We start from the raw sequence: 24,028 nt of genomic DNA on the forward strand, positions 1-24,028 counted from the left end.
AGCTTTTTGGTTTTACCCTGGCCATGGAATCCGTCGAACGAATCAATCTGCTGGGGCTTGACGGCTCCGCCCTCTCCGAACTGGTCGGAAAGTGGGGCGGCAAGCCGTTTCGGGCTCGCCAGTTGCAGCGCTGGATGCACCAGCGCGGCGCCGATTCGTTCGACGCCATGACCGACCTGGCCCGCGATTTCCGCAGCCAGCTTGCGACGCATTGCCGCATCGAGGCATTGCCCGTCAACATCGAGCAGCGCTCGACCGACGGCACCCGCAAGTGGCTGTTCGACGTGGGGCAGGGCAATGCCATCGAAACCGTCTTCATCCCCGAAGACGACCGCGGCACGCTATGCATTTCCAGCCAGGCCGGATGCGTCGTGAACTGCCGTTTCTGCTCGACCGGGCACCAAGGCTTCAACCGCAACCTGAAGACCAGCGAGATCATCGGCCAGCTATGGTGGGCCAAGCGTGTCCTGGAAGCCGACATCGGCACCGCGCGCCTGGAAGGCGCCCGCGCCACCGAAGATACGCGCGTCATCAGCAATGTGGTCATGATGGGCATGGGCGAGCCCTTGCTCAATTACGATCAGGTCGTGCCTGCCTTGCGCCTGATGCTGGACGACAACGCCTACGGCCTGTCGCGCCGCCGTGTCACCGTGTCCACCTCCGGCGTGGTCCCCATGATGGACCGGCTGTCGCAGGACTGTCCCGTGGCGCTGGCCGTGTCCCTGCACGCGCCCAACGACGCGCTGCGCGACGAATTGGTGCCGCTGAACAAGAAGTACCCCTTGAAGGAGCTGCTGGCTGCCTGCGAACGCTACCTGGCGTTCGCCCCGCGCGACTTCATCACCTTTGAATACTGCATGCTGGACGGCATCAACGACACCGACCAGCACGCCAAGGAACTGATCCAAATTGCACGCCAGCTGCGCTGCAAGCTCAATCTGATCCCGTTCAACCCCTTCCCCGAGTCCGGCCTGAAACGCTCGAACTCGGCGCGGGTGAAGGTGTTTGCCCAGCGCCTGATGGACGCCGGCATCATCACCACCGTCCGCAAGACCCGGGGCGACGATATCGATGCGGCCTGTGGTCAACTGGCCGGAGAAGTGCGCGACCGTACCCGGATCACCGAACGGAACGCCGCACAGCGCCAGACCATACCAATTAAACAGGTGCATGCATGACGCAGGATTTCGCTTCTGCAGTTTCAGAAACGCCCGCAGGCGCTGCGGGCAGCGTCGGCTCGGCATTGCGCGCGCTGCGCCAGTCCAAGGGCTGGTCGCTCGACGAAGTGTCCAGCCGCATCAAGTTTTCCACGAAGCAAATCGAAGCCCTGGAAAACGAGCAGTGGGGCAATCTGCCCACTGGCGTTTCGCTGCGCGGCCTGGTGCGCAATTACGCGCGCCTGTTGGGCGCGGATTCGCAAGCCATCGTCGACTCGCTGGATCCCAAGGCGCGCGTCACCGGCCCGGTGAAGCTCAGCCCGGGCGCCCTGCATTCGGCGCATTCCATTCCTCAGTCCAGCGCCGACGACGATCGTTCGTCCTCGACCTCCTGGGGCTGGCTCATCGCCATCGTGCTGGTGCTGGCTGCCGGGGTGGCGTATGCCTTCTGGCAAGGCTGGTTGCCGCAGCACTGGCTGCCTTCCGACTGGCTGCCGAAGTCGACCAAGTAAACCGGTTCCACCGATGCAAGAATCTTCTCTGCCTTGCCAGGATGCCCCGCCTCCCTCCGTGGGGGCGGCCGAGCGCCGCGCCACGCGCTCGGTGGCGGTGAAGTGGGGCGATCGTGTCGTGAAGATCGGCGGCGATGCCCCGGTCGTGGTCCAGTCCATGACCAACACCGACACGGCGGACGCGATCGCCACCGCGATTCAGGTCAAGGAGCTGGCTCAGGCCGGCTCCGAGCTTGTCCGGATCACGGTGAATACTCCCGAAGCCGCTCGCGAAGTCGTTGCCATCCGTGAACAGCTCGACCGCATGGGCGTGAATGTGCCGCTGGTCGGCGACTTTCACTACAACGGCCACAAGCTGTTGACGCAGTTCCCCGAATGCGCGCAAGCATTGTCCAAGTACCGGATCAACCCGGGCAATATGGGCGGCGGCAAGCGGCGCGACGACAACTTCGCGCAGATGATCGAAGTGGCTTGCCGCTACGACAAGCCGGTGCGCATAGGCGTGAACTGGGGCAGCCTGGACCACGAGCTGATGGCGCGCAAGATGGACGAAAACAACCAGCGCGCCCAGCCTTGGGAAGCCCAGGCCGTGATGCGCGACGCCCTGGTCGTGTCCGCCATCAGCAATGCGCGGCGCGCCGAAGAACTGGGCCTGCGGCGAGACGCCATCATCCTGTCGTGCAAGGTCAGCCATGTGCAAGACCTGATCGCCGTCTACCGCGATCTATCCGCGCGTTGCGACTACCCGCTGCATCTGGGCCTGACCGAAGCCGGCATGGGCAGCAAGGGCATTGTCGCGTCCACCGCCGCCCTGGCTGTGCTGCTGCAGCAAGGCATAGGCGACACCATACGCATTTCGCTTACGCCCGAACCTGGTGGCGACCGCAGCCGCGAGGCCGTCGTGGCGCAGGAAATCCTGCAGACCATGGGCTTGCGCGCATTCACGCCCATGGTTGTTGCCTGCCCCGGCTGCGGGCGCACCAGCAGCACGTTCTTCCAGGAACTGGCCGACAGCATCCAGACCTTCCTGCGCCGCCAGATGCCGGTCTGGCGCGCCCAGTATCCCGGCGTCGAAAGCATGAACGTTGCCGTCATGGGCTGTGTGGTCAATGGGCCGGGCGAAAGCCGCCACGCCGATATCGGCATCAGCCTGCCGGGCACCGGCGAAGTGCCGGCAGCGCCGGTATTCGTCGACGGCGAACGCACGGTCACGCTCAAGGGTGACCATATTGCCGAAGAGTTCCAGGCCATCGTCGAAGACTACGTCGCGCGTCGCTACGGCGCGCTCGCCTCTCATTAAAGTAAGGGTGTAGCCGCTAGCGCGCTTGCCGGCGCGCGATGCGGCATGATCAAGATGACTCAAGCTTTCCAGAAAGTCGCCGCCATACGCGGCATGAATGATCTGTTGCCGGGGGCAAGCGCCCGCTGGGAGCAATTCGAGGAAATCGTGCGCGGCTGGCTGCGCGGCTACGGCTATCGCAATGTGCGTACGCCCGTGCTTGAGCATACGCGCCTGTTCGCGCGCGGCATCGGCGAAGTGACCGACATCGTCGAAAAAGAGATGTATACGTTCACCGACGCGCTCAATGGCGAGTCGCTGACCATGCGTCCTGAAATGACCGCCGGCATCGTGCGCGCCTCCATCGAGCACAATCTGCTGTACGACCGTCCGCAGCGGGTTTATTCCATCGGTCCGGTATTCCGCCACGAGCGTCCGCAGCGCGGCCGCTATCGCCAGTTCCACCAGATCGACGTCGAAGCGCTTGGCTTCGCCGGTCCCGATGTGGATGCCGAGCTGATCGTCATGTTGGCTCGCTTGTGGAAGCTGCTGGGCCTGACCGACGTGCGCCTGGAACTGAACTCGCTGGGCCAGCCGTCCGAACGCGCTGCTCACCGCGCCGCGCTGATCGAGCACCTGGAAAAGCACCGCGACATCCTGGACGAAGACGGTCAGCGCCGCATGTACAGCAATCCGCTGCGAGTCCTGGATACCAAGAACCCCGCCATGCAGGAAATGGCCGACAGCGCGCCGCGCCTGTTCGATTTCCTGGGCGAGGAATCGCGCGCGCACTTCGATGGCGTTTGCCAGCGCCTGGCCGACGCCGGCATCGAATACCGCCTGAATCCGCGTCTGGTGCGTGGGCTGGATTACTACAACCTCACGGTGTTCGAGTGGGTCACCGATCGCCTTGGCTCGCAGGGCACGGTATGCGGCGGCGGCCGCTATGACGGCCTGATCGAACTGTTGGGCGGCAAGCCTGCGCCCGCCGTGGGCTTTGCGATCGGCATGGAGCGCCTGCTGGACCTCTGGGAACAGAGCGTGCAGGTCGAACAGCCGGCCGAGTGCGACGTCTACGTCGTGCACCAGGGCGAAGAGGCCCAGCGCCTGGCTGCGCGGGTTGGCGAAGACCTGCGCGATGCCGGCCTGTCGGTCATCGTCCATGCAGGTTCTGCGAGCTTCAAGTCGCAATTCAAGCGCGCCGATGCCAGCGGCGCCCGGGTTGCGGTTATTCTTGGCGCCGACGAGGTGGCTGCGCAGACGGCCAGCGTCAAGTTCCTGCGCGCCGACGCGCAGGGCGAGGCCGCCCAGCAGCAAGTCCCGTTGGCGGGATTGGCCGACGTATTGAATAACAAGGGTTAATGCATGGCATACGATCTGGAAGAACAGGAAAAACTCGACGCGATCAAGGCTTGGTGGGCGCGCTACGGTACCCTGGTGGTGACGCTGGTGGCCGCGGTTGCGCTGGCCTGGGGCGGATGGTGGGGCTGGAAGGCCTACCAGTCGCACCGAGCCAACCAGGCCATGGGTTACTTCGAAGCGCTGGAAGACGCGGCCCGTCTGGGCGGCGCGGATTCCTCGGTGCGCATCAAGACGGCTGCGGCCACGCTGCGCGAGCAGTATCCTTCCACGGGCTACGCCGCGCGCGGCGCCCTGGTGGCAGCCCAGGCGCTGCAGGCCCAGAAGGACGATGCCGGCGCCCGTGAACAGCTGGAATGGCTGGCCGCGCAAAGCAAGAACCCGTCGATGCAGTCCGTGGCGCGCCTGCGCCTGGCCGGCATGATGCTGGACCAGAAGCAATACGATGCCGCCTTGGCCCAACTGAACAATCCGCCGGCCGCCTTTGCCGCCTTGTTCGCGGACCGCCGCGGCGATATCCTCGCCGCGCAGGGCAAGCGCGATGAAGCGCGCGCGGCCTGGCAAAGCGCCATCGATGGCCTGGGCGCCGGAAATCCCCTGACCCAGGTTGTGCAACTGAAACTGGATGCCCTGAGCGGAGCGTGACTGTAATGCGTAAATTTGCACCTGGTCGTATGTGGCGTGGCGCCGTTTGCCTGGCGGGCTTGCTCGCCCTGGGCGGATGCGGCATGTTTTCCCATGATGACGGCCGCTACGATCCCGCGCCCCTGACCGAATACAAGGCCGGCATGTCCGTGCGCCAGGTCTGGAGCGTGTCCGTCGGCAGCGGTTCGGGCCTGGGCTTTGCGCCCACGGTGCTGGGCGACGCCATCTACGCCGCCACTCCTGACGGCTCGGTCGGCAAGTATGACCTGCAAAGCGGCCGCGCCATCTGGACGGCCAAGACCGACGGCAAGTTGTCCGCCGGCGCTGGCAGCGATGGCACTACCACGGCGGTCGCCTCGCCGAATGGCGACGTCATCGCCTTCGACGACACCGGCAAGGTGAAGTGGAAGGTCCGCGCCACCAGCGACGTCACCATCCCGCCCGTCGTGGGCTATGGCATCGTCGTCGTGCGCAGCGGCGACTACCGCATCCAGGCCTTCGACGCCAACAATGGCGAACGCGTCTGGAACGTGCAGCGTCCCGGTCCCTCGCTGGCCCTGCGCAGCGTGTCGCAGATGGTGCTGGCCGAAGGTCTGGTCATTACGGGCCTGCCGGGCGGCAAGCTCCTGGCCATCGCCTCCAATAGTGGTAACGTGCAATGGGAAGGCACGGTGGCAACGCCGCGCGGCGCGAGCGACCTGGAGCGCCTGACCGACGTGGTCGGCGCGCCTCGCATCGCGGGCAACCTGTTGTGCGGCGTGGCCTACCAGGGACGCATCGTCTGCTTCGACGTCACGGCCGGTGGCCGTCCGCTGTGGGCCAAGGACTTCTCCAGCGTCAGCGGTCTCTCTCTGGACGAGCGCTTCGCCTATGCAGCGGACCAGAACAGCGTGATCAACGCATTTGCGCTGGATAATGGCGGCAACGTCTGGAAGCAGGCAGCATTGAAGAACCGCCAAGTCACCGCGCCCGCCATGCTGGGCGGAGCGTTGGCGGTGGGCGATCTGGATGGCTACGTGCATTTCCTGTCGCGCAGCGACGGCAGCCTGATGGCGCGCCTGTCGGTGGGCGGTGGTCCTGTGGTTTCGCCGCCGCAGACCACTTCCCAGGGAGTGCTGATCCAGACGGGCAATGGCAACCTCGTCCTGATCGGCGCCAACTAAAACCTATAGAACAAAGCCTTACACCGTGTCTTTCAAGCCTGTCGTCGCCCTGGTCGGCCGTCCCAATGTCGGGAAGTCGACCCTATTCAACCGCCTGACGCGATCGCGCGCCGCGCTGGTGGCCGATTATTCCGGCCTGACCCGCGATCGCCATTACGGCGAGGGCAGGGTAGGCGAGATCCCCTTCATCGTCATCGATACCGGTGGTTTCGAGCCCGTCGCCAAAGACGGCATCCTGCTGGAGATGGCGCGCCAGACCCGGCAGGCTATTGCCGAGGCCGATGTCGTCGTGTTCCTGGTCGATGCCCGCGCGGGCATCAATGCCCATGACCACGAAATCGCCCAGTTGCTGCGTAAATCCGGCCAGCAGCGTGTGCTGCTGGCGGTGAACAAGGCGGAAGGCATGGGCGCGGGCTCGGCCATTTCGGAATTCCACGAGCTCGGACTGGGGCAGCCCTATCCGATTTCGGCGGCGCATGGCGACGGCATTGTCGACCTGATCGAGCTGGCCCTGCAGGATCTGGCCGAGCCGCCCGCCGAAGAGGAAGTGCCCGAGGAAGGCGAGCACGATCACCGTATCAAGCTGGCCATCGTCGGCCGTCCCAACGTGGGCAAATCCACGCTCATCAACACCTTGATGGGCGAAGAACGCGTGATTGCGTTCGACATGCCGGGCACGACCCGGGATGCCATCGAGATCGACTTCGAGCGTGATGGCCGCCGTTACACGCTCATCGACACCGCAGGCTTGCGCAAGCGCGGCAAGGTTTTCGAAGCGGTCGAGAAGTTCTCGGTCATCAAGACGCTGCAAGCCATCGAAGCCAGCAACGTCGTGCTCCTGATGCTGGATGCGCAGACCGAAATCTCCGAACAGGACGCCCATATCGCAGGCTTCGTTCTGGAAACCGGGCGCGCCGTGGTCGTCGCCATCAACAAGTGGGACGGTCTGGACGGCGAAGCCAAGGAACGCATCGAACGCGAATTCCAGCGCAAGCTGCGTTTCCTGTCGTTTGCGCGTATGCACACGATCTCGGCGTTGCGCGGGCAGGGCGTCAAGCCCTTGCTCAAATCCATCAACGCGGCGCACGCAGCTGCGTTTGCCAAGCTGTCCACGCCCAAGCTGACGCGTGAACTGCAGGCCGCGGTCGAGCAGCAGCCGCCTCCCCGCAAGGGTATTTTCCGCCCCAAGATGCGCTATGCGCACCAGGGCGGGCAGAATCCTCCGCTGGTCGTCATTCACGGCAACGCGCTGGACGCCATTCCGGATTCCTATCGCCGCTACCTGGAAACGCGTTTCCGCAACGCGTTTGACTTGGCTGGCACGCCGCTGCGCATCGAATTCAAGTCTTCGCACAACCCCTACACGCAGGAAAGCTGATCCATGAGCCGTTTCTGGAGTCCCGTGGTCGGGACGCTCAGTCCGTATGTTCCGGGCGAGCAGCCCAAGCTTCAGAACCTGGTCAAGTTGAACACCAACGAGCATCCCTATGGCCCGTCGCCACGGGTGCTCGACGCGATCCGCTCGGCCTGCGACGATACGCTGAAGTTGTATCCCGATCCCTCGTCCGACCGCCTGCGGCAAACCATCGCTGGCACGGTCGGCGTGCAACCGGGGCAGGTCTTCGTCGGCAATGGTTCCGACGAGGTGTTGGCGCATGTTTTCCTGGCGCTGCTCAAACATGAACGTCCGCTGCGTTTTCCGGATATCACCTACAGCTTCTATCCGGTCTATTGCGGCCTGTACGGCATCGAATACGAAACGGTGCCGCTGACGCCCGATTTCAGGATCGACGTCGAGGACTATCTGCCCGGTCGCCAGGGGCCGGCCGGCGCCATCATTTTCCCCAACCCCAATGCGCCCACCGGCTGCGCCCTCAGCGCGGCGGAGGTTGAACGCATCGTGGCCGGCAATCCGGACGCGGTCGTCGTGGTGGATGAGGCCTACGTGGATTTTGGCGGAGAATCCGTCATTCCTTTGGTTGACCGCTATGACAACCTGCTGGTCGTGCAGACGCTGTCCAAGTCGCGCTCCCTCGCCGGTTTGCGCGTCGGTTTCGCCGTGGGCAGCGCCCAGCTCATCGACGGGCTGGAGCGTGTAAAGAACAGTTTCAACTCCTATCCCATCGACCGCCTGGCATCCGCCGGCGCGGTAGCGGCCCTGGAAGACGTGGAGTACTTTGAGCGTACGCGCCAAGCCGTGATCCAGACCCGGTCGCGGATGACGGCGGGGCTTGAGTCGCTGGGCTTTGAGGTGCTGCCTTCGGCCGCGAACTTCGTGTTCGCTCGGCACGCTTCCAAGGATGCCGCAGGCCTGGCTGCCGCCCTGCGTGAACGCAGCATCATCGTGCGGCATTTCCGGCATGAACGCATCGATCAGTTCTTGCGTATCACCGTGGGCACCGATGAGCAGTGCGAACTGCTGTTGCAGGCGCTTGCGGAGGTCCTGCAGGGCTAAGCAGTCCGGGCTTTCCAGTTGGAAAACTCTGGTGTCACTTTTGCTTCCCGGCCAAGTAGCACGGGCCGGGAAAACCCTGTAGAGTACAAGTTTCGGCGTACCCCACCAGTACAAAAAGTACGCCACCACTCAATAACAAACAAATGGAGCCTGGCCAATGAGCAATAAAGGGCAAACTCTGCAAGATCCGTTCCTGAACACGCTGCGCAAGGACCATGTGCCCGTGTCGATCTACTTGGTGAACGGCATCAAGCTTCAAGGGCAAATCGAATCCTTCGACCAATACGTGGTGCTGTTGCGCAATACGGTTACCCAAATGGTCTACAAGCACGCCATCTCCACAGTCGTTCCCGCGCGTGCCGTGAATTTCCAGGTGGAAGTCCCTGCTGAGTAATCTCGCTCCAGCTTTACCTTTTATTGCCCGCCGGACGGTCCTCGTCGGCGGGCATTTTCGCTTTGGCTCCAATATGGTGCATGTATGCGCGCTCTGATCATCAGCGTGGATCTGGGAGATCCCGACTTCGCGGCCCATGCCGAGGAATTCGCCATGCTGGCCAAGGGTGCGGGCGCGGAAATCGTCGGCACCTTGACGGCTCGGCGGGATCGGCCCGACGCCAAATTCTTCATCGGTTCGGGCAAGGCCGATGAAGGCGTGGCGATGGCTCAGGCCTTGCTGGCCGACATCGTTCTTTTCGACCAGCCGCTTTCCCCCGCCCAGCAACGCAACCTCGAACGCGCCTTCAACCTGCGCGTGGTGGATCGCGTCGCGCTCATCCTCGACATCTTCGCGCTGCGCGCGAAAAGCCATGAAGGCAAGATGCAGGTCGAACTGGCTCAGCTGCAGCATCTTGCGACGCGCCTGACTCGCTTGTGGAGCCACTTGGAACGCCAGCGTGGCGGTATCGGCATGCGCGGGCCGGGCGAGTCGCAGCTCGAAATGGACCGCCGGATGATCGGCGCCAAGGTCAAGGTGCTGCGCGAGCGCCTGGACAAGGTCGAGCGCCAGCGCGTAACCCAGCGGCGGGCGCGCGCCCGTGGCGGCGCATTGTCGGTGTCGCTGGTCGGCTATACCAACGCCGGCAAGTCCACCTTGTTCAATGCCCTGACGCGCGCCGACAGCTACGCCGCCGACCAGTTGTTCGCCACGCTGGATACGACCACGCGCCGCATCTGGATAGAAGGGGCGGGCTCGGTGGTGTTGTCGGACACGGTCGGGTTCATCCGCGACCTGCCGCACGGCCTCATCGCGGCGTTCCGCGCGACCCTGGAAGAAACCGTGCATGCCGACCTGCTGCTGCACGTGGTCGATGCCGCCAGTCCGCAGCGCGACGAGCAGATATTCGAGGTCAACAAGGTTCTGGCCGAAATCGGCGCAGCCTCGATTCCCACCATTCTCGTATACAACAAGATAGATCGTGCCGGATTGGAACCGCGGGTGGAGCGCGATGCACATGGTACGATTGCGCGAGTATTTGTAAGCGCCACCGAGCGCGCCGGTTTGGATGCGTTGCGCGGGGCAATTGCGGAAACCGGACAGATTGTGGGAAACAATGCCTCGAATTATCAAACTCTTCAATCTGAATGACCCCGGCTGGGGTCGTGGGAACAACAATGGCTCCGAGCCTCCGCCCAAGCGGCCTCAAGGCAACGGAGACGGCCCACCCGACCTGGACGAGGTCTGGCGCGATTTCAATAATCGCATCGGATCCCTGTTCGGGCGCAAGGGCGGGGGCGGCAATAACCGCCCTGGCAACCGGGGCGGCATGACGCCGCCCTCGCCACGTGGTGCACGCATCGGCCTGGGGGTGATCGCCCTGGTCGCAGCCGGCATCTGGCTCGCCAGCGGCTTCTACATCGTGCAGGAAGGCCAGGTCGCGGTTGTGACACAGTTCGGCAAATACAAGTCGACGTCGCAAGCCGGGTTCCAATGGCGCCTGCCGTATCCCATCCAGAGCCACGAGATGGTCAACGTGTCGCAGCTGCGCACGTTCGAGGTCGGTTTCCGTGGCGGCGCGCGCAACAAGGTTCTGCCCGAAGCGCTGATGCTCACGACGGACGAGAACATCGTCGATATGCAGTTCGTCGTCCAGTATCGCCTGCGCGCCGACGGTGCGCCCGATTACCTCTTCATGACGCGCGATCCGGACGAGTCCGTCCGCCAGGCCTCTGAAACGGCCATGCGCGAAGTCGTGGGTAAGCAGTCGATGGACTTCGTGCTGTACGAAGGCCGTACGACGGTGGCCACGCAAGTGCAGACGCTGATGCAGCAGATCCTGGACCGCTACCAGACGGGCGTGCAGGTCAGCACCGTCGCCATCCAGAACGTGCAGCCGCCCGAGCAGGTGCAGGCCGCGTTCGACGACGCCGTCAAGGCTGGCCAGGATCGCGAGCGCCAAATCAACGAAGGCCAGGCCTATGCCAACCAGGTCGTGCCACTGGCCAGCGGCCAGGCTTCCCGCATGACCGAGCAGGCCGAAGGCTACAAGGCCAAGGTTGTCGGCGATGCCCAGGGTAATACCTCGCGCTTCACCAGCATCCTCGGCGAATACGAGAAGGCGCCGCAGGTCATGCGCCAGCGCATGTATCTGGAAAGCATGCAGGAGATCTTCACGCGCGCCAGCAAGGTCATGGTCGACACCAAGAGCAACAACAATATGTTGTATCTGCCCCTGGACAAGATCATGCATCTGGCTGCTCAGGACGCCAGCAAGTCCGGTGTCGCCGGTTCGGGTTCCTCCACCCTGGCCAGCCCGCCCGCCCAGGCGCCGTCGCGTGGCAGCGCCGCGCCGGTGCCTCAGTCTTCCGGCAGCAGCAATAGCAACACGCTGCCCCGCGACCGTACGTCGCGCTAACCCGGAGGAGTCCTGATCATGCAACGTCTCATGCCTGTCCTGGTCGGCCTGCTCATCGTGCTGGCTGCCCTTTCTTCTTGCGTCTTCGTCGTGCGCGAGCGCGACTATGCCCTGGTGTTCTCGCTGGGTGAAGTGCGCAAGACCATTAACGAACCCGGCCTTTACTTCAAGGCGCCGCCTCCGTTCCAGAATGTGGTGACGCTCGACAAGCGCATTCTGACCATTGAAACGAACGAAGCCGAACGCATCCAGACTTCCGAAAAGAAGAACCTGCTGATCGATTCGTACGTCAAGTGGCGCATCCTGGATCCTCGCCAGTACTACGTGTCCACCGGCGGCAACGAGCGCGTGGCGCAGGAGCGCCTGCAAGCGCTGATCCGTGACGCGCTGAACGCCTCGGTCAACGTGCGCACCGTACGCGACGTGGTTTCGACTGAACGCGACAAGATCATGGCCGAGATCCTGACCAACGTCGCCAAGCGTGCCGAGCCCCTGGGCGTGCAGATCGTCGACGTGCGTCTGCGCCGCATCGAGTTCGCGCCGGAGATTTCGGAGTCGGTGTATCGCCGCATGGAAGCGGAGCGTACGCGCGTCGCCAACGAGCTGCGTTCCATCGGCGCCGCCGAAGGCGAAAAAATCCGCGCCGAGGCAGACCGCCAACGCGAGGTGATCGTTGCCCAGGCCTACGCCAAGGCCCAAGGCATCATGGGTGAGGGCGATGCCGCGGCTGCTGCGATCTACTCGCAGGCTTACGGCAAGAACCCGCAGTTCTACACGTACTACAAGAGTCTGGAAGCCTATCGTGCTTCGTTCTCGAAGCCGGGCGACGTGCTGGTTGTCGATCCCAGCTCCAGCTTCTTCCAGTTCATGAAGGACCCCACCGGCGACGCGCTGGCGCCGGTCACCGTGCCCTCCAAGTGATAATGCGGCGGTAACGCGGAACGAAAAGCCCCTTGGTATTCCAAGGGGCTTTTTGATTGTTGGCGGGCGGGCTGGCCTGCATTGCTGCAATCGGGGACGGTTGCTTGCGCGGGCAATCCCGGCTGGCGCTCGCCGCTGAACCATGTACAATACCGCGTAAGCTAGAAAACATTCCGCAGCGGCTGAGCGGGCTTACGCCCCCTCAGCCGCTTTTTCGTTTGGGCGACGCCCACGCATCTCTTGGCGTTATTCAGGTAAACATTCATGGGTAACTGGTTGCTGCCCGAGAGCCTTGCCGACGTACTTCCGGCAGAGGCCCGGCGCATCGAGGAATTGCGCCGCGAACTTCTCGATCTGTACCGCACTTACGGATTCGAGCTGGTCGCGCCGCCCCTGGTCGAATACATTGATTCATTGCTGTCCGGCACCGGCAGCGATCTGGATCTGCGCACGTGCAAGCTGGTCGACCAGCTGTCGGGCCGCACGCTGGGCGTGCGCGCGGACATGACTCCTCAGGTCACGCGCATCGATGCGCACTTGTTGAACCGCGCGGGCGTTACCCGCCTGTGCTATTGCGGTAACGTGCTGCATGCCCGCCCGGCGGACCTCCTGTCGAGCCGCGAACTGCTGCAGATCGGCGCCGAGATCTACGGCCATGCCGGTTTCGAGGCGGACCTGGAGATCATCCAGCTGGTGCTGGAAACGGTGGCCATTGCCGGCGTACGCAACCCTCGGCTGGATCTGTGCCACCCGGGCGTGCTGCGTGCTCTCCTGGAATCCGACCCGGCCGCGGCGGCCCTGTCGCAAGACGTAATTCTGCTGATGCGCGAGAAAGACGTTCCGGGATTGGGCGAACTCGCAACGCGGGCTCCCGGCCTGCGCAGCGAGACCCTGAAGGCGCTGCAATTGCTGCCCAAGCTGTATGGCGGGCCTGAAGTGCTGAAGGAAGCGCGCCGCGAACTACCATTGCTGCCCGGTGTCGTGGCGGCGCTGGATGCGTTGCAACTGGTGGTCGACGCCATGCCCAATGTTGCGTTCGGCGTGGACCTGGCCGACGTTGGGGGCTATGGCTATCATTCCGGCGTGAAGTTCGCGCTGTACGCGGAAGGCTGGCGCGACGCGCTGGTCAGTGGCGGCCGCTATGACGATGTCAGCCGTGCGTTCGGTCGGGCCCGTCCCGCCACCGGCTTCAGTCTTGATTTACGCAAGCTGGCGGCGGGTTTGCCGCCGGCGGAAAGGGCGCGTGCGGTTCGCGCGCCTTGGGGGCAAGCCCCCGCTCTGACCGAGGCGGTGCGCCGCCTGCGCCGGTCGGGGGAAATTGTCGTTCAGGTATTGCCCGGTCACGAGCAGGATCAGGACGAATTCGTTTGCGATCGCGAGCTGGCGCTGCTGGATGGCGCCTGGACGGTCAGAACGCTGTGACTAACTCCCTCTCGGTAACGAGAGGGCCGCGGGGAGATTTCCGGATTTCCCGAGAAACTCGATATTGATTCGTAACATGAGCAAGAACGTAGTCGTAATCGGCACCCAATGGGGTGACGAGGGCAAGGGCAAGATCGTCGACTGGCTGGCGGAATCCGTCCAGGGCGTGGTCCGCTTCCAAGGCGGTCACAATGCCGGCCATACGCTGTGGATCAACGGCAAGAAGACGATTCTTCGCCTGATCCCGTCGGGCATCATGCATCCCGGCGTCACCTGCTTCATCGGCAACGGCGTCGTGCTGTCCCCGGAAGCCCTGCTCAAGGAAATCGAAGAGCTTGAGGCCGCTGGCCTGGACGTGCGTTCGCGCCTGCAGATTTCCGAAATCTGCCCGCTGATCCTGCCGTACCACGTCGCCATCGACAAGGCGCGCGAAGCGCGCAAGGGCGACGGCAAGATCGGCACGACCGGTCGCGGCATCGGCCCCGCGTACGAAGACAAGGTCGCCCGCCGCGCACTGCGCGTGCAGGACCTGTTCAATCCCGCGCTGTTCGACGAAAAGCTCGCCGAAGTGCTGGATTACCACAACTTCGTGCTGACCAAGTACCTGGGCGCCGAGGCGGTTTCCGCCAACGAAGTGCGCGATCAGGCCATGGCGCTGGCACCGGCCATCGCCCCGATGGTCAAGGACGTGTCCAGCAATCTGTACGCCATGCAACAGGAAGGCAAGCGCCTGCTGTTCGAGGGTGCGCAGGGCGCTTTGCTGGACGTCGATCACGGCACCTATCCCTTCGTCACCAGCAGCAACTGCGTTGCTGGCGCGGCGTCGGCCGGCGCTGGTGTCGGTCCGCAACAGCTGGACTACGTCCTGGGCATCACCAAGGCCTACACGACCCGTGTCGGTTCGGGTCCGTTCCCCACGGAACTGGTCGACGAGATCGGCACCCGCCTGGCCACCATCGGCAAGGAATTCGGTTCCGTCACGGGCCGTCCGCGCCGTTGCGGCTGGTTCGATGGCGCGGCGCTCAAGCGTTCGGTCCGTCTGAACGGTATTACCGGCCTGTGCATTACCAAGCTGGACGTGCTGGATGGTCTGGAAACCATTCAACTGGGCGTCGGCTATCGCGTGAACGGCGAATTCCGCGATGTGCTGCCTTACGGCGCGCACGCGGTGGCGCAGGCGCAACCGGTGTTGGAAGAGCTGCCCGGCTGGAGCGAATCCACTGTCGGCATCACCGAGTACGACAAGCTGCCTCAGGCGGCCCGTCGCTACCTGGAACGCGTGGCCGAGGTCTGCGGTGTGCCTATCGACCTCGTGTCGACCGGCCCGGACCGCAACGAAACCATTGTGTTGCGTCATCCCCTGAAGGGCTGACATCGGGTTATTATTCGCAAGGCCGCCGCCGGTCTCATACCGGCGGCGGCCTTTTCGTATTTATTAAGCAGGAGATGCTTGCCTATGAGCACGCCGACCAATGATGACAGCCATCTGTGGGTGACGTGGGACGACTACAACCGCCTGATCGAGCGCCTTACCTTGCAGGTGCATCAATCGGGTTGGAAGTTCGACAAGATTCTTTGCCTGGCGCGCGGCGGTATGCGCGTCGGTGACGTTATGTCCCGTATTTTTGATGTGCCGCTGGGCATCCTGGCCACAAGCAGCTATCGCGAAGCGGCCGGCACCAAGCAAGGCGACATGGATATCGCCCAGTTCATCACCATCACGCGCGGCACATTGTCCGGGCGGGTGTTGCTGGTGGACGACATGGTCGATACCGGCAAGACCTTCAGCAAAGTCTACGATCACCTGAAGAGCCAGTTTGCCGACATCACCGAGTTGCGTAGTGCGGTGCTTTGGTGGAAGGGCCATTCCCAGGCGACGCCGGATTATTACGTCGACAAGCTGCCGACCAATCCCTGGATTCACCAGCCTTTCGAAGATTACGACAGTCTGCGTCCCCATCAGCTCGAAGCCTGGATCCGCAAGGGTTCCAAGAGCTGAGCATGGCGTGCCGGCGGGAGAGGGCATTCTGGTCGCCCAAGGCGCCAGGCTGCCCCTCCAGTAGTCAAAACAGCCATGACCATGCTAGAATCGCTGGTTATCGCTAAACCGAACTTGGCTTGTTACTCTTTGGGTAGTCTTTGGGTAACGGAAACAGCCAGCGGAAATCCGGGATGGATCCGTGGTTCAGGGCTGCTAGGCAGTACTGAAACCGGCATCCGGCGCCGGGATTGCGCTTTCAAGGTTCCCAGTTCGCGGTACCTGCCTCTGTTGGTATGATTTTGGTATCGACGAGGCCGTTTACGCGTACCTGGACCCGCGCAGCGTTGCTGGTAAGCAAGCCAGGTTTGTCATCAACTTTTGTTACCCTACAAGCAGGCCAATCACTTTATGCCTATCGTTCGACTGAAGGAAAACGAACCGTTTGAAGCCGCTCTGCGTCGCTTCAAGCGCACCATCGAAAAGACCGGTTTGCTCACCGAGCTGCGTTCACGCGAGTTCTATGAGAAGCCCACGGCTGAGCGCAAGCGCAAGCATGCCGCCGCTGTGAAGCGCCACTACAAGCGCATCCGTAGCCAACAACTGCCCCCGCGCCTGTATTGATCTTTTGATTCCCGAATCTATTGATTCCAGAATCATTCATCCAGGATTTGCTCGCCCGAGTCGACGTCGTCGACGTAGTCGGGCGATACGTGCAGTTGAGAAAGGGCGGGGCCAACTTGCTTGGCCTGTGCCCTTTTCATAACGAAAAAAGTCCCTCGTTCACTGTCAGCCCCACCAAGCAGTTCTATCACTGCTTCGGTTGCGGTGCGCATGGCAGTGCCATCACTTTCCTGATGGAACACACGGGCGCCAGTTTCCCCGATGCCGTGCGTACTCTCGCGGCGTCGGCGGGAATGACGGTCCCCGAAGAAAACCGCAGTCCGCGCCAGCAGCAGGAATCCGCGCGCCGCAAGGCCGAGGAATCCCGCCACACGCAGGTGCTGGATGCAGCCCAAGCGCATTATCTGAAGCAACTGCGGGCATCGCCCGCGGCGATACGCTATTTGAAGCAACGCGGCCTGACGGGCGAAATTGCCGCGCATTTCGGTTTGGGATGGTCGGGAACCGATCGCCACGGCCTTTCGCAAGTCTTCCCGAACTACGAGGACCCGACGCTGGTCGAGTCCGGGCTGGTTATCGAATCCGAAGATGGGCGTCGCTACGATCGTTTCCGGGAACGCATCATGTTCCCGATCCGCAACGCGCGAGGCAGTCTCATTGGATTCGGCGGCCGTATTATCGGCAAGGGCGAACCCAAGTACCTGAATTCTCCCGAAACCCCGCTGTTTTCCAAGGGGCATGAGCTCTACGGATTGTGGGAAGCGCGCCAGGCCATACGCCAGGAAGGCCAGGTCATTGTGGTCGAAGGCTACATGGACGTGGTCGGCCTGGCGCAGCAAGGCATCGCCAACGCGGTGGCCACGCTGGGTACGGCTACCACGCCAGACCATGTGAAGAAGCTGCTGCGCGCCAGCGACAAGGTGATTTTCAGTTTCGACGGCGACGGGGCGGGCCGGCGCGCCGCGTGGCGCGCCTTGCAGGCTTGTCTGCCGGTGCTGCGCGACGATATCGCGATCCGCTTCTTGTTCCTGCCATCCGAACACGATCCCGATTCATACGTGCGTGAATTGGGCGCCGAAGCCTTCCGGGCGTGCCTGGGTGAGGCGGTGGCGCTCTCTCGCTTCCTGCTGGATGAGCTGGCGTCGCGGCACAACATGACCGAGGCCGAAGGACGGGCCAGTTGCCTGCACGAGGCCAAGCCTCTGCTGGCCGCCATCCCCGAATGCGCGCTGCGCGTGCAGATCGAACGCGAAATGGCCAAGCTGGTGCAACTGACGCCAGAGGAAATGACCCAGGTCCTGGCCCAGCAGCCGGCCAAGCCATTCGCGCCTGCGTCCAAGCCGGGCGTTGCTGCGGGCGATGTCGCGGCGACTGGAGCGCCGATCCGGGAGTCCGAGGCCGGCCATCCGGACATGGGCTACGACTTTGCCGGGCACGATTTCCACGACATTCCGGCCGACGAGCCCGATTACGCGGATTACGTCCAACTGCCTGCCCAAGGTTCCGATTTTGGCGGCGGGAGCGGTCAGCGTAGCGGCGGCAAGCAGGAATGGAAAGGCAAGGGCGACTGGAAGGGCAAGGGCGACTGGAAGGGTGGCAAAGGCAACTGGAAGGGCAAGCGCGATAATGACGTGGGCGGATTTGAGGGGCGCCGCACGATGCCGTCGCTGGCCAAGCGATTGCTGGGCTTGCTGCTGGCGCATCCAGAGCTGGTCGACTCCATGGGAGACCAGCAGCTTGAAGTCATCGACCATGGTCCCCATCTAGGTCTTGTAAGAGACTTGATCATGCTGGCGCAGTCCAGCGGCGCGCGCCATGTCGGCGCCTTGTTGGAGGCCGCGGATCCCGATTCGGACCTGGCCACGGTGCTGAAAGGCCTGCGCGCCGACATCCTGTCCCAGGAAGACCTGCCGGATCCGCAAACGGAATGGGACGATGCCTTGAGACGAATCGAATTTGACTCGGCGAAGCTGGAGATCGCCAAGCTCGCCGCGGCGGGGCTGGCTACGGAGGAAGCGCGCAAGCGCTATCTGGAGCTTTCCAGCCGGATGGCCGTGCTGAAGGGTGCCGGCGTGCGCTAAATGCGCTAAAATCAAAGGTTGTCCCGCTGGCGGAGGCTGATCTTTGCCTTAGGGATGATCGAGTTGGGCGGTAGCAGTAAGAGATCAGGTAAGAAATCAGGTAAGAAATCAAGGCAAGGGCCGCCGAATCAAGGGCCCCCGCTTATGGATTGTAGCGTTTACAGTTGATTTTGCTGAATTCCGACTGAATTTGGTGGTAATCCTGGCGCTGCGATACATAGGCAACAAGAAATGCCTCTGGCGGGCGGAATCTATTCTGGCCGCTGGAATCTAATGGATGTATAGGGTTTGACGCGGGACCTGCGATCCGGACGTTGTGGGTGTTCCAGAAATTGGAATATCGACACGGAACGGCAGAAATAAAAGCGGATGCGCGCGTCAAATTTGTTACATAGTTAATTAATATAGCTGAGCGGTGAATTACGCAGTTCGGCGGCGGTCATCTCCGCGTAGCGTTAGTGGTTTGGGTGCTGTGTCTACTCAGCTGCTTGGGGCAAAGGCCCGATAAGCAAGCAACGCCTATTTATAGGCAGGCAGCCCCCCCAACGCCCGGGAGCCCCCACTGGATGAGGTCATGCACGCAAGGCGCAAGTACGGTACTGCACCGGAACGGCGTCGAGCGGGCTCGCAAGAGCCGGTGCTGCGAACAACGCAGCCGTGTGAACTCCGCTGATTCACCAGATTTACCCGTATAACCGCCGCGTTGGGCTGCCGTCCAAGGCGGCCTCATGCGGTGCAACATGCCCAAACGGGTTGCGACGACCACGGAAGCGACTATGACCAAATCCACCGGCAAATCCTCCTCTGCAATTGATGCGGCCGAAACCAAGGCCACGGCGGCCAAGCGCGTCGTAAGCATGGCAGCGGAAAAGGCGCCCGCCAAGACGGCGGTGAAGGTCGCCAAAACGGCTGCCAAGAAGGCGACCAAGGCTGCCGCGGCTGACAAGCCAGAGAAGGTGACGAAGGCGCGCGCCAAGAAGGCCGAAGACAAGCTCGCCGACCTGGTTGGCAGCGCGCGCCCCGCGCCCAGCGGTCGCCGCCCGGGCCGTCCCGCCAAGAACGCAAACAACGATTCCGACGGCTTCGACGATACGATGGACGGCGATGGCGAAGTCCTGCCCGATCTGAAGCCGCCGAAGCGCGGCGGCAAGCGTGGCAAGGCCGATCCCAAGGATCTGATCGCCCGCGGCCCCGTCACGCCCGAAGAATATGAAGCGCGCCGCAACCGCCTGAAGCAGCTGATCAAGCTGGGCAAGGACCGCGGCTACCTGACCTACGGCGAAATCAACGACCATCTGCCTGATGACCTGGTCGACGCGGAAGCCATCGACGGCATCATCAGCACGTTCAGCGACATGGGCATCGCGGTCTACGACCAGGCACCCGACGCCGAAACGCTGCTGATGAGCGAAAACGCGCCGGTCGCGTCCAACGACGACGACGTCGAAGACGAAGCCGAAGCCGCGCTGACCACGGTGGACTCCGATTTCGGCCGCACGACGGATCCCGTGCGTATGTACATGCGCGAAATGGGCTCGGTGGAGCTGCTGACTCGCGAAGGCGAAATCGAAATCGCCAAGCGCATCGAAGACGGCCTGAAGCACATGGTCATGGCCATCTCGGCCTGCCCGACCACGATCAACGAGATCCTGGCCCACATCCTGCGCGTGCGTGAAGGCCAGGCCCAGATCGACGAAGTGGTCGATGGCCTGGTCGATCCGGAAGACGGCGAAGAGTACGCCGGCGCTGGCGTCTCGGCCGAGGAAGACGAGGGCGACGACGGTCCCGCCGGTGGCATGTCCAGCAAGCAGCTGGAAGACCTGCGCGTCAAGGCACTGGCAAAGTTCGACGAAGTCGGCAAGCAATTCGAAAAGATGCGCCATTCGTACGAGAAGGACGGCTACAAGTCCGACGTCTACGTGCGCGCCCAGGAATCCATCCAGAACGAACTGATGGGCATCCGCTTCACGGCCAAGATGGTCGAGAAGCTCGCCGATACGCTGCGCCAGCAGGTCGAGGAAGTGCGCCAGCTCGAACGCGCCGTCCTGCACACGTGTGTGGACCGTGCCGGCATGCCGCGCACGCACTTCATCAAGGTGTTCCCGGGCAACGAAACCAACATGCAGTGGGTCGTCGATGAAGTGGCCGCCGGCCACCCGTACGCCGAAACGCTGGAGCGCCAGATCCCCGCCGTGCAGGAACTGCAGCAGAAGCTCATCGACCTGCAAACGCGAGTCGTCCTGCCGCTGAAGGACCTGAAAGACGTCAACAAGCGCATGGCCACCGGCGAAGCCAAGGCCCGCAAGGCCAAGCGCGAAATGACCGAGGCCAACCTGCGCCTGGTGATTTCGATCGCCAAGAAGTACACGAACCGCGGCCTGCAGTTCCTGGATCTGATCCAGGAAGGCAACATCGGCCTGATGAAGGCCGTGGACAAGTTCGAGTACCGCCGCGGCTACAAGTTCTCGACCTACGCGACCTGGTGGATCCGCCAGGCCATTACGCGTTCCATCGCCGACCAGGCCCGCACCATCCGTATTCCGGTTCACATGATCGAAACGATCAACAAGATGAACCGCATCAGCCGCCAGATTCTGCAGGAAACCGGCGCCGAGCCGGATCCCGCGACCCTGGCGCAGAAGATGGATATGCCCGAGGACAAGATCCGCAAGATCCTGAAGATCGCCAAGGAGCCGATCTCCATGGAAACGCCTATCGGTGACGACGACGATTCGCACCTGGGCGATTTCATCGAAGATACGTCCACGCTGGCGCCTTCCGATGCGGCTTTGCACGGTTCCATGCGCGATGTGGTCAAGGAAGTGCTAGACTCTCTCACCCCGCGTGAAGCCAAGGTTCTGCGCATGCGTTTCGGCATCGAAATGAGCACGGACCAGACCCTGGAAGAAGTGGGCAAGCAGTTCGACGTCACACGCGAGCGCATTCGCCAAATAGAGGCTAAAGCGCTGCGCAAGCTGCGTCATCCCAGCCGGGCCGACAAGCTCAAGAGCTTCCTGGAAGGGCAGTAATCTTTTTTCGGGCCTCTAGCTCATGCCTGGTTAGAGCAGCGGACTCATAATCCGTTGGTGCCGAGTTCGACTCTCGGGGGGCCTACCAAGTAAACATGCGGGTCTCGGAGCAATCCGAGACCCGTTTTGTTTTCCGCAATGCTGGGGCTTTTCCGCAATTCGGCTCAGCGCGTGGGTGCCGCCTTATCGCCTTTGCGGCGCCGGACGTATTTCTCGGTGGTCGTAACCGACCCGTGGCCGAGTTGCTTTTGGGCTTGACGGATATCGCCGGCGGCCTCGATTTTGTCGGTGCCGGCCTTGGCGCGCAAGTCGCGGAATTGGAATGCAGACTTGGGCACACCGGCTGCTTCCCGCGCCTTATCGAATCGGTCACGCAGTGCTCCGGCCGCCAGCGGCAGGCCTGATTCGTTCACCACCAGGTACAGACTGACCACCCTGTTTTCGGCCCGGTATCGCGCCTTCCTGGCCATGATCCGGCCAATGACGGCCGCGAGTTCACCCGTAATTTCGATTCGCAGCTTTTGAGCTGTCTTGCCCTGGCGGACGTGCAGGAAGCCGTCGCGCATGTCGGTCTCCAGGAAACGCAAGGTGTCATCCGCGATGGCTTGCAGGGGGCGGATGCGCACCGGGGGGGCGCTCGCGCTGATGGTGTTCATGTAGGGCTCCAGGGATCGGCCGCGACATAGCGGCGGATGAAGTAATTGCCGAGGGGCACCAGGGCCACCGCCATCAGGGCGAGCAGCGCCAGGCCCCACCAGATGGCGGGGATAGTTGAGGGCAGGGGGATTTGCGCGGTATGCGCGGTGGTGGGCTTCGGAGAGCAGGCCGGGTAAAGCGGTCAGTGGCATCGAATGAAAGTCACTTTTGTACCGCTGACGTTGCGGCGCCGGCCTGCTCTCCGAAGCCGCCCCGACGAGCGGGGCAGGATGGTGCGGTCTTACAGGTCGCCGTTGCGGTCCAGCACGTTGAGAATGGACGCGACGATATCGAACAGCTCTTCAAAGAACCTGAGCACGGATTTCTCCGTTGACTTGGTCGTGGGGAAATGGGTGGGGTTTCTGCCGAACTGCCCGCCTAAAGCGCTCGGCGGTCGATTCAGTTCGGGCCATGTGCAAAGTTTGCGGTCACCGTTTCAGGCAGTTTGTTGAGGTCCCGGCTACGACCCGGGATGCGTCATTCTTGAAACCTAGGGAGAACGAACGCGTCCCTGGTCAAAAGGATCGGACTGCTCTATCTGGATGAGTTACTTCCTCCTCCTTTGCGAATACGCTGTTTGTTCGGAGAACGAGGGGATAGACATGGCAAAGATCCGGCTACCAATGGCAGCACTGCGGGTTACCCTCGGGGCAGCAGCGATATGTTCGTTGGTTGGATCACCGCAAGCGCTATCCATGCCAGATGCGCAATGCGCGACGATAAAAACGATCGTTTCGCAGAAGTCGAATCGTTGGGATGGCCTTCGGGGCCAGGAGGTGCCCAGCACTAACCGGCCGGGGGCGCTATTCCAGCGGCAGCGTTGGGCTATGAGGGGAGACATTAAGCCCTTCGAGACGTGCTACATCCAGGACAAGACCTATAAAAGCGGAACCCCATTCAGGTCGGTCTACTGCACTTTCAAGGTACCCACTGTTCCGGATAAGTCCGTAATGACGGCTGAATTGAGCGAAAGGCTGCTCACCTCATTCAATGGAGTTGCGAGGGAGTTCGCTCAATGTCTTGGCTCTAAGCCGAAGGAGTCTATTGGCATGAATGATTCCGCCACGAGTCAGACGATCGATTGGGAATGGGAATTCTCTCCGCCCGAGGTCCCGCAACCAGTGAAAGTAAGCCTAGGCGGATGGATTCCGAAAGTCGGCGTGGTGGTAGATGGCGTCTACACACACGCTTCGCTCTTGGCCACCTTCCAGTGATTCGAGACGGCACCTAAGTGGGTTAAACACTGGCAGAAGCTTGGCGTAACTCACTCAGTTCGCCAAACTGCATTGCCGTCTTTCCACTCAATGAGGCTTCGGCCAGCGCTGACTCGCAGCGCTGGCCGAAACCCGCTTTTCAGCGGTTCGGATGGCCGGGGTTATCGTCGCCACGCCCGGCTGGGCGTTGCCTGTCCGCGAGGGGCCAGACACACAGGGCCCCCGGGGCGCTGGCCTCTGGGGTAGTCCTGTTTAGCCCTTCTCCCTTGCGGAGGGGCGGGCGGCCTCGGTTGTTAAAGAGCGGTACTGCTGGTGCAGCGTTGAAAGAATAGTGGCAATCGCTACGCATCAAAATGACAGCAAATGCTACGCTTCTTTGTAACAGGCGAGAAAAAGCCCGCTCTAGGCGGGCAGGGGGAAGGGGTTCACATACTTTCCCAAAAACGCAGAACACTGCGCAGCGGAAGGAGTGGAATGCAAGTAGGGGGCGAGTCGCGTTGACCGCCCGGCAATTCACAAGGAGTCCACAAGGAACTGATCAAGGCTTCAATTCACACGATGCTGACCGCGTACGGCACTGAGATTGAGGACGCACGGCTGACCTATCGAACCGGGCCGGCATCCTCGGGCGATCTGTGCTG

Annotated in this window: 19 protein-coding genes and 1 tRNA gene; 19 read left to right on the forward strand and 1 reads right to left on the reverse strand. The window is 62.5% G+C overall.

What is annotated here, in order from left to right; genetic code table 11:
• Positions 1 to 23: 23 nt before the first annotated feature.
• The 19 genes from rlmN (at position 24) to CEY08_RS27450 (ending at position 21,565) form a co-directional block, all read left to right on the forward strand.
• Complete coding sequence (gene rlmN, locus CEY08_RS27360; RefSeq protein WP_042792849.1) at positions 24 to 1,178, forward strand: dual-specificity RNA methyltransferase RlmN; 1,155 nt, start codon at positions 24 to 26, stop codon at positions 1,176 to 1,178.
• Entirely contained in the window at positions 1,175 to 1,669 is a 495-nt protein-coding gene (locus CEY08_RS27365; RefSeq protein WP_042792850.1) for a helix-turn-helix domain-containing protein, read from the forward strand. Before rlmN ends, CEY08_RS27365 begins: the two co-directional genes overlap by 4 nt.
• Before the next feature lie 13 nt (positions 1,670 to 1,682).
• On the forward strand, positions 1,683 to 2,969 hold the full coding sequence (gene ispG / locus CEY08_RS27370) for a flavodoxin-dependent (E)-4-hydroxy-3-methylbut-2-enyl-diphosphate synthase (RefSeq protein ID WP_063639653.1): 1,287 nt from the start codon (positions 1,683 to 1,685) through the stop codon (positions 2,967 to 2,969).
• 54 nt (positions 2,970 to 3,023) lie between these two features.
• Complete coding sequence (gene hisS, locus CEY08_RS27375; RefSeq protein WP_088607852.1) at positions 3,024 to 4,310, forward strand: histidine--tRNA ligase; 1,287 nt, start codon at positions 3,024 to 3,026, stop codon at positions 4,308 to 4,310.
• 3 nt (positions 4,311 to 4,313) lie between these two features.
• Positions 4,314 to 4,952 carry a YfgM family protein gene (locus CEY08_RS27380; protein ID WP_076812359.1) on the forward strand — a complete coding sequence of 213 codons (639 nt, stop codon included), beginning with the start codon at positions 4,314 to 4,316 and terminating at the stop codon, positions 4,950 to 4,952.
• A 5-nt stretch (positions 4,953 to 4,957) separates the two neighbouring features.
• On the forward strand, positions 4,958 to 6,115 hold the full coding sequence (gene bamB, locus CEY08_RS27385; protein ID WP_063639651.1) for an outer membrane protein assembly factor BamB: 1,158 nt from the start codon (positions 4,958 to 4,960) through the stop codon (positions 6,113 to 6,115).
• Between the two features lie 25 nt (positions 6,116 to 6,140).
• Positions 6,141 to 7,493, forward strand: coding sequence for a ribosome biogenesis GTPase Der (der, locus tag CEY08_RS27390; RefSeq protein WP_042792854.1), 1,353 nt, complete (start codon positions 6,141 to 6,143; stop codon positions 7,491 to 7,493).
• Positions 7,494 to 7,496: 3 nt separating this feature from the next.
• Positions 7,497 to 8,570 (forward strand): histidinol-phosphate transaminase, encoded by a 1,074-nt coding sequence (gene hisC / locus CEY08_RS27395; protein WP_042792855.1) that lies wholly within the window; start codon positions 7,497 to 7,499, stop codon positions 8,568 to 8,570.
• A gap of 157 nt (positions 8,571 to 8,727) precedes the next feature.
• Positions 8,728 to 8,964 carry an RNA chaperone Hfq gene (gene hfq / locus CEY08_RS27400; protein ID WP_006218585.1) on the forward strand — a complete coding sequence of 79 codons (237 nt, stop codon included), beginning with the start codon at positions 8,728 to 8,730 and terminating at the stop codon, positions 8,962 to 8,964.
• Positions 8,965 to 9,048: 84 nt separating this feature from the next.
• On the forward strand, positions 9,049 to 10,155 hold the full coding sequence (hflX, locus tag CEY08_RS27405) for a GTPase HflX (RefSeq protein WP_063639648.1): 1,107 nt from the start codon (positions 9,049 to 9,051) through the stop codon (positions 10,153 to 10,155).
• A complete protein-coding gene (hflK, locus tag CEY08_RS27410) occupies positions 10,121 to 11,422 on the forward strand; it encodes an FtsH protease activity modulator HflK (protein WP_042792857.1) in 1,302 nt (433 codons plus the stop codon). The genes hflX and hflK overlap by 35 nt, the downstream gene beginning before the upstream one ends.
• A gap of 18 nt (positions 11,423 to 11,440) precedes the next feature.
• Entirely contained in the window at positions 11,441 to 12,343 is a 903-nt protein-coding gene (hflC, locus tag CEY08_RS27415) for a protease modulator HflC (RefSeq protein ID WP_042792858.1), read from the forward strand.
• Positions 12,344 to 12,607: 264 nt separating this feature from the next.
• Complete coding sequence (locus CEY08_RS27420; protein ID WP_063639647.1) at positions 12,608 to 13,765, forward strand: ATP phosphoribosyltransferase regulatory subunit; 1,158 nt, start codon at positions 12,608 to 12,610, stop codon at positions 13,763 to 13,765.
• 76 nt (positions 13,766 to 13,841) lie between these two features.
• Complete coding sequence (locus tag CEY08_RS27425) at positions 13,842 to 15,137, forward strand: adenylosuccinate synthase (RefSeq protein WP_042792859.1); 1,296 nt, start codon at positions 13,842 to 13,844, stop codon at positions 15,135 to 15,137.
• 84 nt (positions 15,138 to 15,221) lie between these two features.
• A complete protein-coding gene (locus tag CEY08_RS27430; RefSeq protein ID WP_042792860.1) occupies positions 15,222 to 15,764 on the forward strand; it encodes a phosphoribosyltransferase in 543 nt (180 codons plus the stop codon).
• A gap of 390 nt (positions 15,765 to 16,154) precedes the next feature.
• Positions 16,155 to 16,367, forward strand: coding sequence for a 30S ribosomal protein S21 (gene rpsU / locus CEY08_RS27435; RefSeq protein ID WP_006218592.1), 213 nt, complete (start codon positions 16,155 to 16,157; stop codon positions 16,365 to 16,367).
• 20 nt (positions 16,368 to 16,387) lie between these two features.
• A complete protein-coding gene (gene dnaG / locus CEY08_RS27440; protein ID WP_076812365.1) occupies positions 16,388 to 18,448 on the forward strand; it encodes a DNA primase in 2,061 nt (686 codons plus the stop codon).
• Positions 18,449 to 19,224: 776 nt separating this feature from the next.
• Complete coding sequence (rpoD, locus tag CEY08_RS27445) at positions 19,225 to 21,477, forward strand: RNA polymerase sigma factor RpoD (RefSeq protein WP_042792862.1); 2,253 nt, start codon at positions 19,225 to 19,227, stop codon at positions 21,475 to 21,477.
• A gap of 9 nt (positions 21,478 to 21,486) precedes the next feature.
• Positions 21,487 to 21,565: transfer RNA gene (locus tag CEY08_RS27450), tRNA-Ile, on the forward strand.
• Positions 21,566 to 21,641: 76 nt separating this feature from the next.
• Here CEY08_RS27450 and CEY08_RS27455 read toward each other — a convergent pair.
• Entirely contained in the window at positions 21,642 to 22,133 is a 492-nt protein-coding gene (locus CEY08_RS27455; RefSeq protein WP_197723187.1) for a tyrosine-type recombinase/integrase, read from the reverse strand.
• Positions 22,134 to 24,028: the final 1,895 nt, after the last annotated feature.

This window comes from Achromobacter insolitus (assembly GCF_002209555.1).
Classification (GTDB): domain Bacteria; phylum Pseudomonadota; class Gammaproteobacteria; order Burkholderiales; family Burkholderiaceae_B; genus Achromobacter; species Achromobacter insolitus.